This window comes from Alkalimonas mucilaginosa (genome assembly GCF_036327005.1).
GTDB lineage: Bacteria > Pseudomonadota > Gammaproteobacteria > Enterobacterales > Alteromonadaceae > Alkalimonas > Alkalimonas mucilaginosa.
Map to the genome: position 1 here is coordinate 346,343 of NZ_JAUGZK010000003.1, position 13,333 is coordinate 359,675.

Here is a 13,333-nt window from a genome sequence, read left to right on the forward strand (position 1 = left end):
AAGCTCCTATTCGTTATGCGTATGGCATGCAGCGGTCAAGACCGGCAATATCAACTTTAGCAACCAGGGTTTTAGGGCCCAGTTGACGCTTACGCTTGGAGCTTTTCTTCGTCAGAATGTGGCGAAGGTGTGATTGCTTGCGCTTAAAGCTACCAGAAGCTGTTTTTTTGAAACGCTTCGCGGCACCTTTGTTGGTTTTCATCTTTGGCATAGTATTAAAACTCGCATTGTAGTTAACAACGAATAATAAGGCGTCAGCCACTGACCTGGGCCAGCGGCATGCGCTTGAAAGCCTTATTACTTCTTATTTGGGGCCAGCATCATGGTCATCTGGCGACCTTCCACCCGGCTGGGGAAAGATTCGCACACAGCAATGTCTTCCATATCGGCTTTAATCCGATTTAGCATCTCAATGCCGATTTCCTGATGCGCCATTTCACGACCACGATAACGCAGTGTGACTTTGGCTTTGTCACCCTCTTCAATAAAGCGACGCAGGTTGCGTAGTTTGACCTGGTAATCGCCTTCATCAGTTCCAGGCCGGAATTTTACTTCCTTAATCTGGATCTGCTTTTGCTTTTTCTTCTGCTCTTTCAGAGCCTTACTTTTTTCAAACAGGAACTTACCATAATCCATTAGTTTACAGACAGGAGGTTCCGCATTTGGGCTTACTTCCACCAGATCAACGCCGGCTTCTTCTGCCATGGTCAAAGCTTCAGCAGTCACCACAACACCCAACTGCTCTCCTTCGACACCTACCAAACGTACTTCACGTACATTGATTTCTTCATTTAAGCGGTTCGCCCGCGGTGCTGCCTGATTCTTTTTTCCAACTTTAATGGTTCGTTCCTCCAAGAAAAGAATAATTACGACTTAGTAGCAATTTCTGTCTGCAGCTTGTCAATAAAGCTTTCTACCGACATTTTGCCCAAGTCTTCCCCCTTACGGGTGCGCACCGCCACATCACCGGCTTCCATCTCTTTATCGCCGACAACTATCAGGTACGGGATCCGCTTTAAGGTATGCTCGCGGATTTTAAAGCCTATTTTCTCATTTCTCAAGTCACTTATCACACGAATGCCCTGAGATTTGAAAGTTTTTACCAATTTTCGCACATAATCGGCCTGATGATCGGTAATATTCATCACCACCACCTGGGTTGGTGCTAACCAGGCCGGGAATAAACCAGCGTACTCTTCAATCAAAATACCGATAAAACGCTCCAGCGAGCCTAAAATGGCACGGTGGATCATTACTGGCGGCTTACGCTCGCCATCTTCATCGACAAATTGTGCGCCCAAACGGGCTGGCATCGAAAAGTCGAGCTGTATGGTACCACATTGCCAGGCCCGACCAATGGAATCGTACAAAGTAAATTCAATCTTAGGGCCATAGAAAGCCCCCTCACCTGGCTGGTACTGGAACTCCAGACCATTGCGCTGCAAGGCTTCGGCCAATGCCTGCTCGGATTTATCCCAGCTTTCATCGCTCCCAATACGCTTTTCCGGCCGGGTCGACAGCTTGATATCGATGTTGTCGCTAAAACCAAAATCTTTGTAGACGTCATACACCATGCTAATGCAGCTGGTCACTTCATCCAGGATTTGCGCTTCAGTACAGAACACATGGGCATCGTCCTGGGTAAAGGAGCGCACCCGCATCAGGCCATGCAAAGCACCCGACGGCTCGTTGCGATGCACAATGCCAAATTCAGCCATGCGGTATGGCAGGTCACGGTAACTTTTTAAGCCCTGATTAAAAATCTGCACATGGCCCGGGCAGTTCATCGGCTTCACCGCGTAGGTGCGTTTTTCCGACTCGGTGGCAAAGATATTGTCGTGGTACTTGTCCCAGTGGCCGGATTTTTCCCACATTGAGACATCCATGATCATCGGTGCACGGACTTCTTCGTAGTCGTACTCCACCAGCTTGTCACGCATGTAGTTTTCGATGGTCTTGTAGATTTTCCAGCCATCATCATGCCAGAACACCATGCCAGGTGCTTCTTCCTGCCAGTGGAACAGATTCAGTGCCTTGCCAATTTTACGGTGATCGCGCTTTTCCGCTTCTTCGAGCTGCGTTAAATAAGCCGCTAATTGTTTCTTATCCGCCCAGGCAGTGCCATAAATGCGCTGCAGCATCTTGTTGTTGGAGTCGCCACGCCAGTAAGCACCGGCAACTTTCATTACTTTAAAATGCTGACAAAACTTCATGTTTGGTACATGCGGACCACGGCACATATCGATGTATTCTTCGTGGTGATACAGGCCAGGCTGATCGTCTTTACTGACGTTTTCCTGCAGGATTTGCAGCTTGTAATTCTCGCCACGGGCTTTGAAGGTATCAAACGCTTCCTGCCAGCTGACTTTTTTCTTGATCACGTCGTATTCGGTTTTTGCCAGCTCCAGCATGCGCTGTTCAAGCCGCTGTAAATCGTCGTGGCTAAGCGAATGCTCCATATCCACGTCGTAATAAAAACCTTTGTCAATCACCGGGCCGATGGCCATTTTTACATTGGGCCACAGTTGCTTGATGGCATGGCCAAGCAAGTGCGCGCAGGAATGGCGGATGATCTCCAGGCCTTCCTCGTTTTTGGCGGTGATGATTTGCAGCTCTGCGTCCTGCTCAATCAGATCGCAGGCATCAACCAGCTGACCATTAACACGGCCGGCGATGGTCGCCTTCGCTAAACCAGGGCCAATGTCTTTGGCAACATCCATCACAGAAACTGAGTGGTCGAATACGCGCTGACTGCCGTCAGGCAAAGTAATAACAGGCATGACTTGTCCTTTTTCCAGTGGTGGCCCATACCAAGGGTCACATATGAATTCAATATAATGTTTACCCGTATCAGATGAAACACAACGGGTAAAGCTGAGACGATATGCCTTGCGGACCAGTCGATGACCCCTACAAAGAGCCATTTGATACACAACGCGGAATACCGCTTGTTTTCAGCAGCGTTATGATAACACCTGCACCCGCTAAGCTCCATACAAAGTCATGGCCATGGGTGAATTTTCTTGATTTTGCGCCATACTCAATACACCAAATTCAAGCCGGAGCGAAAATTATGTGGCAAGCCATTGCAGAACACATTAACAGTGAGCTGGATATCGACTTTAAAGTGGAAAAAAAACAGCAACTGAGCGGTGGTGATATCAATCTGGCTTACCATATATCGGATGATAAACACGACTTTTTCATCAAACTGAACGAAAAAGAACAATTGGAGCAATTTATCTCGGAAGCTATGAGCCTGCACTGCATAGAGCAGCGTCACGCCATCCGGGTGCCGAGGGTGATTTGCTATGGCCAAACGCTGGACAAAGCTTTTCTGGTACTGGAATATCTGCCTTTAGTAGATGAACATAATGCGGGTTGGGAGACTTTGGGGCTTGCCCTGGCCAGGCTGCATGAAGACAGTGGCCAGGCCATGTATGGCTTTGATTGGGACAGCTCCCTGGGGCGTACCAGTCAGCCCAATAAGTGGCAAGGCAGCTGGAGCAGCTTTTTCTCGGAGCAGCGCCTTGGCTGGTTGCTACAACTGCTGCAAGAGCAAGGCTTTGGCTTTGGTAAAATAGACTTTCTGGTCGAGCAGTGCCGGCAGCGACTGCACCACTATGAACCGCTCCCTAGCTTGGTGCATGGCGATTTTTGGCGCGGTAATGTCGGCTTTATGGCTGATGAAGCCGTCATCTTTGATCCGGCCAGCTACTATGGTGACCGGGAAGTGGATATTGCCTTTAGCGAGTTGTTTGGCCGTTTCCCCGAGCGCTTTTATCACAGCTACCAAAATCAGTACCCGTTGGATAAAAACTACGGTGAGCGTAAACATTTATACAACCTCTACCATGTACTAAACCACGCCTATATGTTCCGCGGCAGTTACCTGCTGCAAGCCCAGGATATGGTAAAGCACCTGTTCTATTAATCACTTTGTATTGATCCAAAATACGATTCGACTGATAGAATACTGCCTTTACCAGCAAAAGTGATGTTTCAATGAGCTTAACAACTTCCCCGGTAGCCCTGATCACCGGCAGCGCCAAGCGGCTTGGCCGCACCATGATAGAACGGCTGCATCGCCATGGTTATAACGTCATTATTCACTACCACAGCTCTGAACGCGAAGCGCAGAACTTTGCAGCCAGTCTGAATCAGCTGCGGCCTGACAGTGCCTGCCTGGTGCAAGGGGATCTGACCGACAACAACAGCTTGCTGCGCATTGCCAGGGAAGCAGAGCAGGCTTTTGGCCGGCTGGACATCCTGATTAACAATGCCTCGGCTTTTTATCCTACCCGCATAGGTAGCGCCAGCTTTGACGACTGGGATCAACTGATGGGTTCGAATGCCAAGGCACCGTTTTTCTTAAGCCAGGCATTGGCTCCAGTGCTTTCAAAGCAAAACGGCTGCATTATCAATATGGTGGATATTCATGCCGAGCGCCCCTTGCTGGAACACCCGATCTACTGCATGGCCAAGGCTGCACTTTTGATGCTGACAAAGTCGCTGGCACGTGAATTAGCGCCTACAATAAGAGTGAATGGGATAGCACCTGGCGCCATACTCTGGCCCAGCAACGACATTGCAGAAACAGACAAACAAATGATCCTGCAGCAAATCCCATTGGAGACACTCGGCACTCCGGACGATATTGCCGATACCGCCTTGTTTTTGATTGAATCAGGTTATGTGAACGGACAAATTATTGCGGTCGATGGCGGCAGAAGTCTGGGGGGAACAAAAAAAGCCTAACAGCCTGTTACAATTGGAGGCGGTATGTCGGTATTACGTCGCACCATTGAATGTCCCTTTTGCGGTCACCATCTGCACATTAGTTTTGAGGTGACCGATGAGGATCAAGATTACATCGAAGACTGTAGCAATTGCTGCAATCCGATCCATTTACGCGTGCATAAAGACGATCTGCACCACAGTGTGCAATTGTTTGTCGATGCCGATGATGAGCAATACTACTAAGTCTGCTGCCGCTGCTGCATCACCCGCTCAACCGTTTGTACAATGGTGACGGTTTGCTGATCCAGCTCAATATTGAGCCGATCACCTACTTGACGCTGCCCCAGTGTGGTGATGCTGAGCGTTTCCGGAATTAAGTGCAATTCAAAACCATCGGCATGCACCACTCCTACCGTCAGGCTGGCACCATCCACTGTAATAAAACCTTTGGCCAGAACATAAGGTAGATACTCTGCTTCCAACCGCAGTCGCATACGGCAGTTGTGCTTGGTGCGCTCAAGCTCGATCAGCTCCGTAGTGGTTTGGATATGACCAGACACCAGATGACCGCCAATTTCATCGCCAAACTTTAATGAGCGCTCAAAGTTGACCCAATCTCCCTGTGCTAAGGCACCCAGATTGGTTCTTGCCAGGGTTTCATCAATCACATCAAAAGTGACCCTGCCAGCGGCCTCATCAAAGGCGGTGACCGTTAAACAGACCCCATTGATGGCGATACTGGCACCCAAAGTTAACTGCTGCAATTTATCAGACGCTACAGCAAGAGTTAGCTGGCGAAAATTGGGGGCAGAAGCTATGGCGGCAATTTGGGCCTGACACTGAACAATACCTGTAAACATACACCCTCGGTTGTGCTAAAGTATGCGCCCGTTCCGATAAGGGCAACTCATTGATCACTATGCTACCTTTTTCCCGCTTTGAAGCCAGAACAATTTTTAAATTATCCGGCCCCATTGTGCTGGCGCAGCTGACACAAACCCTGATGTATTTTGTCGATACCGTCATGGCCGGCCGGGTCAGTGCACTGGATATGGCGGCAATCGCAGTGGCTTCTGGCTTATGGCTACCGGTGATGCTGACTTTGCAGGGCTTACTGCTGGCGCTCACTCCCATTATTGCCCAGTATTTTGGCAGCAAAAAGACCGAGCCAGTGACGCATTATACCCTGCAAGGCCTGTATCTTGGGCTGGCGCTGGCAGCTAGTTTATTCGTAGTGATGCAGTTTGCCGATCACTTGCTGGACTTGCTGAATATGGAAGCAGAGCTGCGGGAGAAAACCAGCTTGTACTTGACCTTTGTCAGTTACGGCCTGTTCCCGGCCGCCGGCTACATGGTCATGCGCAACCTGTTTGAAGGCATTGGTAACACCAAAGCCAGCATGTGGATCAGCTTTGTCGGTATTTTAGTAAACATTCCGGCCAACTATGTGTTTATTTACGGCAAGTTGGGCATGCCGGCCTACGGCGGTGCCGGTTGTGGTATCGCCACCAGCCTGGTACTGTTGGCGATGTTTATTGCCATGCTGGTCTATGGCTGGTTCAGTCGAAGTACCGCTCCCTACCGTTTCTGGCCCGCTCGCCTTACACCAGATTTTAAAGCCATCTGGCAGGTAATACGTATCGGCACACCGATAGCCATGTCGATCTTCTTTGAAGTGACCCTCTTTGCCTGCATTCCGCTGATGATCGTTCATCTTGGCCCTGTGGTAGTCGCTGGCCATCAAGTCGCGCACAACTACAGCGCCATTGTCTTTATGATCCCACTCAGCCTTGGCATGGCCGCAACCATTCGGGTGGGCCACCTGATCGGTGAGCGCAACCTGCAGGCACTTCGCACCGCTATCAGTACCATACTCATAGTTGCTTTTTTGCTAGCAGCCTGTATTGCCGCTTTCACCTACTTGATGCGTTTTCAGGTGCCACAGATTTATACCAAAGACGCTGAAGTGTTAGCGCTGGCGGCAGGCATTATGGTGTTGGCTGCTTTGTATCAGTTGTCCGATGCCATTCAGGTGGTGTCGGCCTGCGCTTTGCGCGGCATGAAAATCACCAAGCCGGTGCTCTTTATCACCTTAATCGCCTACTGGCCGATCGGCTTTGGCCTTGGCGCCGTATTGGGATTAACCGACTGGCTGGTACCGGCCATGGGCGTTAAAGGCTTCTGGACCGGCATCATCGTTGGTTTGACCGTGGCAGCTGTGTTGCTATTCTGGTTGTTGCAGCATTCATTACGGAGGTTTGAACGGGATGGCTTACCGCTGGATCCTACTGATCAGCATCAGTCTGGCCCTGCTGGCATGCAGCCCGGCCAATGAGCGCCAGTTAAACAATTACCAAAGCCGGTTGGAGCGGGTGGCTGGTATTGCCCCTGAGCGGTGGCAGCCTCTGCAAGTCGATACGCTGCCTGCAGCCCGTGATTTACTGCACCCGTTGCCGGATCTGCGGCTGGATCTGCTGGATGCCTGGGCCAGCCGCCAGTGCGGGCTGGACGCATTAATCGCTGAACGCAACTCCAGCCTGGGCCGGGTGCAAAGCCATAGCCTGCGGCTAAACTACGAACTGCGGTTACTGCAGCAATTAGAGCTCTGCCTGCAACAGAACAGCATCAGCGCCTCACTGCAACAACAACTTACCGATATTTTGCACAGCAAACGAAACAGCATTGAGCTGTCTTTTTTCAATATGCTGCATGCAGAGCAAACTCTGCGCCAGCAACTGCATGGCAAAACTCTGCTGTTGCCAATAGCCAGCCAGGAGGCACTGCTTGAGACTCAGGCAGCACTGCGACAGCTAAACCAACTGCAAAACGCTATCACAGCGCAAGACTGGCCAGCGGCCGCCGCTATCGACATTGAAGCGGCACTCAGCGTGTTGCATCGTTTCGATACCCTGGCGGTACTGCAATACAGCCAGCGTTACTTAAGCGGCTGGTTAAGCAGTCTGAATGAAGCTCTGCTGGCTCTTGAGCCTACACAGTTTTGCCCAAACCAGCGCTCAACAGAGCAGCTCAGCATCCTCACCACAGTGTTTTTGAAGTTTTTTGCTGAAGAGCTGCAGCCTTACTTCAACCAACACCAACGTCATATGCAAGCACTTTGGCCCGAGCTGCAACAATTGTATCGGCACAGCCCGCTGCTGCCGCTCCTGGAGCAGCGCTATGCTGGCAGCGCAGCGCAATTACAACAGGAAATCCTGGCACATATCGGCTGGTGGCAGCAACTTAATGCTGAGTGCCCCGCGGGGTTAACCCAAAGAAATTAACCAATAGTCGTATTTATTTTGATGTCTACATGCCATAATAATTACATAGCAGGCAAGACGCCTTTTGTAGCTAAATTTGAGGGAATAAATGAATATAGGATTGGGTTATAGTTGTCAGGCCAGCTCATTGCATGCCGGGCAAGAAGCCGCCAATCTTGCTGGTCAGCTCCAGCAACACCCCGAGCTGATACTGGCATTCTGTAATCACCAGTTAAATCCACATGATGTCTATCTGGGTATACGAGCAGAAGTAGGCGATCAGGTCCCTATCATTGGCGGCTCTGTCATTGGCATTATTGGCAATGATTTCGTACAAACAGATGGCCCAGCTGTCTTAGTTGCAGCACTTCGCAGCGATCAGCTGCGTTGTCACTATGCCAGCAGTAAAGCGCTGTTTAAAGATGCCAAACTTAGCGGCATAGCATTGGGTAATCAGTTGTCTTCAATTGCCGATCCCAGTTGTTTGCTGCTGCTGTATGACTCAATCAAGCATCCAGCGACTAAGCAATGCCCTGCCGTATTAAACCCATCCAACCTGCTGCTACAAGGTCTGGCAGAGAGCCAGTTAAACGTTTCAACCATTATTGGCGCCGGCTTACTGGGCGACCACAGCTTTCAACGCTGTTGGCAATTTACGGGCTTCGGGGTAAACCAGCAAGAAGCATTGGGTCTGCTGCTTTCTGGCCCCCTGCACAGTCATACCACGGTACTGCATGGCTGCCACCCGGTAGCTGATACGGAGTACACCATCAGCAACATTCATGGTCAGTTTTTGTATGCATTGGACAACCAACCGGCAGTACAGGTCATTGAGCAAGCTCTTGGTACCAGCGAGTGGCGACAGAGCTCTCCGGTACATACCGTCTGCCTGGGCCGCAAAATAACAGATCCAGATAGTGGCCAGACGCATTATATCAACCGGCTGATCAGTGGCTTACTCCCAGAAAATGATGGCCTGATCCTGTTTGAAGATGATTACCAACTGGGTGATAAAGTGCTGTTGATGCACCATGATCCCGCAGCAATGTTGTCATCGGTCGGCGAGAAAACCAGTACACTGCTCAGGCAAATACAACAAAGTGGTCAAAAACCTTTATTTGCGCTTTACATCAATTGTGGCGGTCGCATAGAACTGGGCCAACCAAATGAGCGGGCAGAAACCCTGGAAATCCAACGCCAATTAACCGCAGCAGGGATCCCGTTGCTGGGATTTTATTCCGGTGTAGAGATAGCACCTGTGCTGGGAAAGCCCCGAGGTTTGGACTGGAGCGGTGTGCTGACCATTATTTGCCGACCCGGCTAATGTTTGTTTTGAAACGGCTTCCATGCCGTTTCAAAACTTCAGTCATCAAAGTGAGTTTAGTCGTACGCCTGATACGGCATGCCCTGCAGCCACCACTCCGGCGCCGGCTCACCTTTTAGGTAATGATTAAAAAACTCCAGCATCTTGATGCTGTAATCCAGTTTGTTGGCAAAGCGCTGCAAGTGATGCCCCTCCCCTTCGTAATGCAGCATCACCACATCCTTCTGCAAACGGCGCATCGCTAAATACAGCTCAATGCCCTGCTCCCAGGGTACAGCGCCATCTTTATCACCAAATTGGATCAGCAACGGTGTGTTGATGCGATCGGCAAAGAACACCGGCGAATTTTTGATGTACGGCGCCCTATCTTCAAACATCGACACTCCCAAACGGCTCTGGCCGGTTTCGTACTGAAACAGACGTGCCAAACCGGTTTGCCAGCGGATGCCACTGTAGGCACTGGTCATGTTGGATACCGGAGCGCCGGCTACAGCAGCAGCAAAACGGTCGGTTTCGGTCACCACAAAAGCCGTTTGATAGCCCGACCAACTGTGACCATGCAAACCAATGGCATTGGGATCAGCAATGCCAAGTTCAATTAAGCGATCAATGCCCGGCAGCAAGGACTCCGTAGCACTTGGCCCGGGCGCGCCTTCGCGAAAGCGTACATCCGGTAAAAACACCACATAATCCTGCCCCAGATAAAACGGGAAATTCGGCCGGTGATTGACTTTCATCTGATTAAAGTGATGCAGCCGCTGAGAAAACTGCTCGTAGTAATACACCAGCACCGGGTAGCGACGATTGGCATCAAAGCCATCCGGCGTGATCACCACACCCTGCAAACGCTCACCATCCTCAGTAAACCAGTCAATCAGATGGCTGTCGCCCCAAACAAACTGGGCTTTTTGTGGGTTGAGATCGGTCAGTTGCTGCCGCTTGGAAAAATCAGCAGTGGCAAACCAGATATTAGGGAACTGCCGAAAGCTTTGCTCGGTGAACAAGTAGCCACCCAGCTCAGGCAGCGCCTCTACCAGGTCAAAGCGTTTATTATCCGCCAGCAGTTGCTGCAGGTGTTGATTGCTCAGACTTAACTGATAAAAACCATAGCTTTTATCTTCTTCATCAAAGCGGTTTAGCAGCAGCCCGGCATCAGGTGCTATCGCAAAGGCTTTCGGATCGGTGCGCTCAACCCGAAAGCGCTGCCGGTTCTCCCGGCCGATTGCGGTCAGATTGGTACTGCTGCCATCAAGCGACAACTGCCAGATATCAAACCGATCATATACAAACACGGCCGTTTCATCGGCCAACCAGCCGGCTACGCCATAACTGGCCGCAGGCTCTGGCCGATCGTGGGTTTCATCGAGCCAGGAAACACCTGCATCGATGCCCAGAGTGCGCCGCTCACCGGTTTGGCTGTCAAACAACTGCCAGTTGCCTCCTTGCTGATAGGCCGCATAACGGCCCGTCGGTGATAAATGGGCCCGTTCAACAGTACGATTACGGGCGAACACCTGCTGGCGCGCTCCGGTGCGTAAATTGACGTGCCAGACATCATGAAAGCGGCCATCCCAGGTCATGTCCTGCAGATAAGGCCGGCCATTGCTGACCAGTGCCGCTTCACTGTGCTCGCTCTCATAGAGCCGGTCTTCCACATCCTCTCCCAGCATCACCAACTGCTCGTCTTGCAACCAGAATACCGCAGGTGCCGTGCGCCGCTGTGCTTGCTGGTGCTCGGCTTTTTGCTGCGAATTAATGCGATCGTCCTGGCCATGCCAGACCTGCAGGCGACGGTCACTTAGCAAACGTTCCGTATCAAAGAGCTCGGCTTCGCTTTGCGGCGGTTCAATATCTTGCGTTGCTGAGGCTGGCTCGGGTCGAAAGCCGACAAAAACCCGCTTGCCATCCTCGGAAAAACGCGGTACCTGCTGTGCACTGAGCTGCCAGCCTTCATGCTTTAGTTCATGCGGGGCGGCTTGGTTTTGCTCCGACGGCCAATGCCAAAGCTGCTGCGCGACTTGCTGATTTTTTTCAGCACGGTCACCAGCAAAAAACACCAGTTGGCTGCCATCCGCACTAAAGGTCAGCTGTTGGTACCGGGCGGCAGAAGGTGGTGTCAGTTCAAACCGGCGGTCAAATGCCGCGTCCCACAACATCACTTGCTGTAGTTGCAGACTGTCATCGTCTTTATCGGTAAATTCCAGCACATAGGCGACCAGAGTGCCCTGCTCAGCCACCGCAAATTCGCTGACCTGACCCAGCTCAACCGTCTTGCCTTGCTCCATCCGGCCCGTGTTGGTCAGCTGCAGCGCGCTAAGCAGCTGCGTTTTGTCTTTGCTGTCGGCTTTACGGGCCAGCAGCAGCGCCTGGTGGCCATCGCCGGTAAAGGCAAAGCGGTCGATAGCGGTAAACAGCTGCTGCTCGCCAGTCACAGCATTTAGCAACACCGCATCATGCGCCAAGGCATCACGGGCGGCTTTGTCGGTGGCTTGCTCGCGCAGCAGCAAGGGCGAGCGCTGACGAAACAAAGCAAAACTGCCATCGGCATTCAACTGACCACGATCGGCATAGGGCACTGAAAATTGCTGCCCGGTCAGCACATTCACCAGATAGCCGGTACTGTCGCCATAGTCCGGTTCTGCGGTATAGACCATCGCCTGCTGATTGGTGCTGACGCTACGCTGTTTGATTTCACGAAACTGCATGATATCGCATAAGCTAAGCGGCTTAAGCGCATCGGTCACCACAGCGCTGGATGGGATCACCACAGCAGTGGGTGCTGGCGTTACGCTGGTTGGTAACTGGCTGCAGGCAAAGGTACCCAATGCCAGGGCCAAACAAAGCGCCAAACGACGCCCAGGTTGCAAGTGTTTTTTCATGATGTTTTCTTATAAATAGTCATGATTCAACCTTACCACAGGCCAAAACCACCCGGCAGAAAAACCCCATCAAGCAGCAAAAGCACGGGATAAACAGCAGTGATGCGCTGCCAACCTCACAATCCCCAAGGTGACACGGGCAAAAATCCGCCAAACAGTTCAGTCTGTTAAAAAAACACTTGCCAAGCTACCGACCGCCCACTAAGATAGCGGCCGTTGTCAGCGACAACACTCTGCGTCCTTAGCTCAGTTGGTTAGAGCACCACCTTGACATGGTGGGGGTCGGTGGTTCGAATCCACTAGGACGCACCAAATTCCTAAACAAAAACAGCACCTTAATCGGTGCTGTTTTTGTTTGCGGTTTTGAACTGACAAAAATGGCAAATACAGTGCTGGTACTGTATAAACCTGCGCCCTACTTTTAGCCGCCTGTTCCCTTTCAGGCCCCGTTAGCAGCGCCATCATTTGCCAAAGCAATGGTGGGCAAAGTCACTGTCTGACATCACGTTTGCCCAGGCATTTGACCACTTGCGTTGGTTGGGGTTAAAACTGTCTTGCTGATACAAACATCACAACAGGCCACTCAAAGCTGTTTTTCATTTCTTGCTGTGCAGTCAAGCATAATACGACGAACCTTTATCTGATATCGCACCAACTCTTTGAAACCTCTGGTCTTGAATAATAGCGTAGCGACCAGGCCTGCCAGACTCGCCAGTAGTGCAAGCACTGTAAATAGCTGCGAATGCAAAAGAAAATAGCTAACGGCCGCCCAAATCAGTCCGGCAGTGGTACACACAACGGCATAACCTTGTAACCAGGTGATGCTTGTTAGCGATGCCTGTCCTTGAATCGGTTTCAGCATCAGTGACATCACCACAAACAATACAGCCGTCATGGCAAGCATCATGAGTTGAGACTCGCCAAACCACACCATGCCACAAATTAATAGTATGAGAAAGCTGGATGCCATGGCAGCCAGGAATGCCATGGCCGCAATCGCAAAGTACGGAGGAAAAACACCATGGTATTCTGAGCCCATTTGGGCTTTAATTGCCTGGGCTAGCGACCTGCCAGAGAGCTTTTTTGTCGATGAATTATTTGACGATTTTGCCATTATTTATGTACCAGTG

General features: G+C 51.1%; 12 protein-coding genes and 1 tRNA gene. 7 read left to right on the plus strand and 6 right to left on the minus strand.

The window, feature by feature from the left end; all coding sequences use genetic code 11:
• Positions 1-13: 13 nt before the first annotated feature.
• The 3 genes from rpmI to thrS form a co-directional block, all read right to left on the minus strand.
• On the minus strand, positions 14-211 hold the full coding sequence (gene rpmI, locus QWF21_RS05995) for a 50S ribosomal protein L35 (protein ID WP_091341054.1): 198 nt from the start codon (positions 209-211) through the stop codon (positions 14-16).
• 86 nt (positions 212-297) lie between these two features.
• Positions 298-855 (minus strand): translation initiation factor IF-3, encoded by a 558-nt coding sequence (infC, locus tag QWF21_RS06000; RefSeq protein WP_330087140.1) that lies wholly within the window; start codon positions 853-855, stop codon positions 298-300.
• An 11-nt stretch (positions 856-866) separates the two neighbouring features.
• The gene (gene thrS, locus QWF21_RS06005; protein WP_330087141.1) at positions 867-2,780 is read right to left on the minus strand and encodes a threonine--tRNA ligase; all 1,914 of its coding nucleotides are present in this window, start codon (positions 2,778-2,780) and stop codon (positions 867-869) included.
• 293 nt (positions 2,781-3,073) lie between these two features.
• On the opposite strand from thrS, the gene QWF21_RS06010 reads away from it, so the two are divergent.
• From QWF21_RS06010 to QWF21_RS06020, 3 genes are all read left to right on the plus strand, one after another.
• The gene (locus QWF21_RS06010; RefSeq protein WP_330087142.1) at positions 3,074-3,934 is read left to right on the plus strand and encodes a fructosamine kinase family protein; all 861 of its coding nucleotides are present in this window, start codon (positions 3,074-3,076) and stop codon (positions 3,932-3,934) included.
• Between the two features lie 71 nt (positions 3,935-4,005).
• Positions 4,006-4,758, plus strand: a complete 753-nt coding sequence (locus QWF21_RS06015) for a pteridine reductase (RefSeq protein WP_330087143.1) — start codon at positions 4,006-4,008, stop codon at positions 4,756-4,758.
• 24 nt (positions 4,759-4,782) lie between these two features.
• On the plus strand, positions 4,783-4,983 hold the full coding sequence (locus tag QWF21_RS06020) for a CPXCG motif-containing cysteine-rich protein (protein WP_091340082.1): 201 nt from the start codon (positions 4,783-4,785) through the stop codon (positions 4,981-4,983).
• Here the strand turns inward: QWF21_RS06020 and QWF21_RS06025 are convergent.
• Entirely contained in the window at positions 4,980-5,600 is a 621-nt protein-coding gene (locus QWF21_RS06025; protein WP_330087144.1) for a riboflavin synthase subunit alpha, read from the minus strand. The genes QWF21_RS06020 and QWF21_RS06025 overlap by 4 nt on opposite strands.
• A 59-nt stretch (positions 5,601-5,659) precedes the next feature.
• Here QWF21_RS06025 and QWF21_RS06030 point away from each other — a divergent pair, with 59 nt between their 5' ends.
• The 3 genes from QWF21_RS06030 to QWF21_RS06040 all read left to right on the plus strand — a co-directional run bounded on the left by QWF21_RS06030 (position 5,660) and on the right by QWF21_RS06040 (position 9,324).
• Positions 5,660-7,075, plus strand: a complete 1,416-nt coding sequence (locus QWF21_RS06030) for an MATE family efflux transporter (protein WP_330087197.1) — start codon at positions 5,660-5,662, stop codon at positions 7,073-7,075.
• Entirely contained in the window at positions 7,008-8,021 is a 1,014-nt protein-coding gene (locus QWF21_RS06035; RefSeq protein ID WP_330087145.1) for a DUF3080 family protein, read from the plus strand. The genes QWF21_RS06030 and QWF21_RS06035 overlap by 68 nt, the downstream gene beginning before the upstream one ends.
• Before the next feature lie 88 nt (positions 8,022-8,109).
• Complete coding sequence (locus tag QWF21_RS06040) at positions 8,110-9,324, plus strand: FIST N-terminal domain-containing protein (RefSeq protein WP_330087146.1); 1,215 nt, start codon at positions 8,110-8,112, stop codon at positions 9,322-9,324.
• 56 nt (positions 9,325-9,380) lie between these two features.
• Here QWF21_RS06040 and QWF21_RS06045 read toward each other — a convergent pair whose 3' ends face one another.
• Positions 9,381-12,203, minus strand: a complete 2,823-nt coding sequence (locus tag QWF21_RS06045) for a S9 family peptidase (protein WP_330087147.1) — start codon at positions 12,201-12,203, stop codon at positions 9,381-9,383.
• Between the two features lie 235 nt (positions 12,204-12,438).
• Between QWF21_RS06045 and QWF21_RS06050 the strand changes: the two genes are divergently transcribed.
• Positions 12,439-12,515 (plus strand) — tRNA-Val (locus QWF21_RS06050).
• A gap of 271 nt (positions 12,516-12,786) precedes the next feature.
• On the opposite strand, the gene QWF21_RS06055 is transcribed toward QWF21_RS06050, so the two are convergent.
• The gene (locus QWF21_RS06055) at positions 12,787-13,317 is read right to left on the minus strand and encodes a hypothetical protein (RefSeq protein ID WP_330087148.1); all 531 of its coding nucleotides are present in this window, start codon (positions 13,315-13,317) and stop codon (positions 12,787-12,789) included.
• Positions 13,318-13,333 lie beyond the last annotated feature (16 nt).

Excerpts from the sequence above, each read along its gene's own strand:
- QWF21_RS06015 (WP_330087143.1), top strand. The coding sequence starts at position 4,006 with ATGAGCTTAACAACTTCCCCGGTAGCCCTGATCACCGGCAGCGCCAAG.
- QWF21_RS06020 (WP_091340082.1), top strand. The coding sequence starts at position 4,783 with ATGTCGGTATTACGTCGCACCATTGAATGTCCCTTTTGCGGTCACCAT.
- QWF21_RS06055 (WP_330087148.1), bottom strand. The coding sequence starts at position 13,317 with ATGGCAAAATCGTCAAATAATTCATCGACAAAAAAGCTCTCTGGCAGG.
- rpmI (WP_091341054.1), bottom strand. The coding sequence starts at position 211 with ATGCCAAAGATGAAAACCAACAAAGGTGCCGCGAAGCGTTTCAAAAAA.
- QWF21_RS06035 (WP_330087145.1), top strand. The coding sequence starts at position 7,008 with ATGGCTTACCGCTGGATCCTACTGATCAGCATCAGTCTGGCCCTGCTG.
- QWF21_RS06040 (WP_330087146.1), top strand. The coding sequence starts at position 8,110 with ATGAATATAGGATTGGGTTATAGTTGTCAGGCCAGCTCATTGCATGCC.
- QWF21_RS06010 (WP_330087142.1), top strand. The coding sequence starts at position 3,074 with ATGTGGCAAGCCATTGCAGAACACATTAACAGTGAGCTGGATATCGAC.
- QWF21_RS06045 (WP_330087147.1), bottom strand. The coding sequence starts at position 12,203 with ATGAAAAAACACTTGCAACCTGGGCGTCGTTTGGCGCTTTGTTTGGCC.
- QWF21_RS06030 (WP_330087197.1), top strand. The coding sequence starts at position 5,660 with ATGCTACCTTTTTCCCGCTTTGAAGCCAGAACAATTTTTAAATTATCC.
- QWF21_RS06025 (WP_330087144.1), bottom strand. The coding sequence starts at position 5,600 with ATGTTTACAGGTATTGTTCAGTGTCAGGCCCAAATTGCCGCCATAGCT.
- thrS (WP_330087141.1), bottom strand. The coding sequence starts at position 2,780 with ATGCCTGTTATTACTTTGCCTGACGGCAGTCAGCGCGTATTCGACCAC.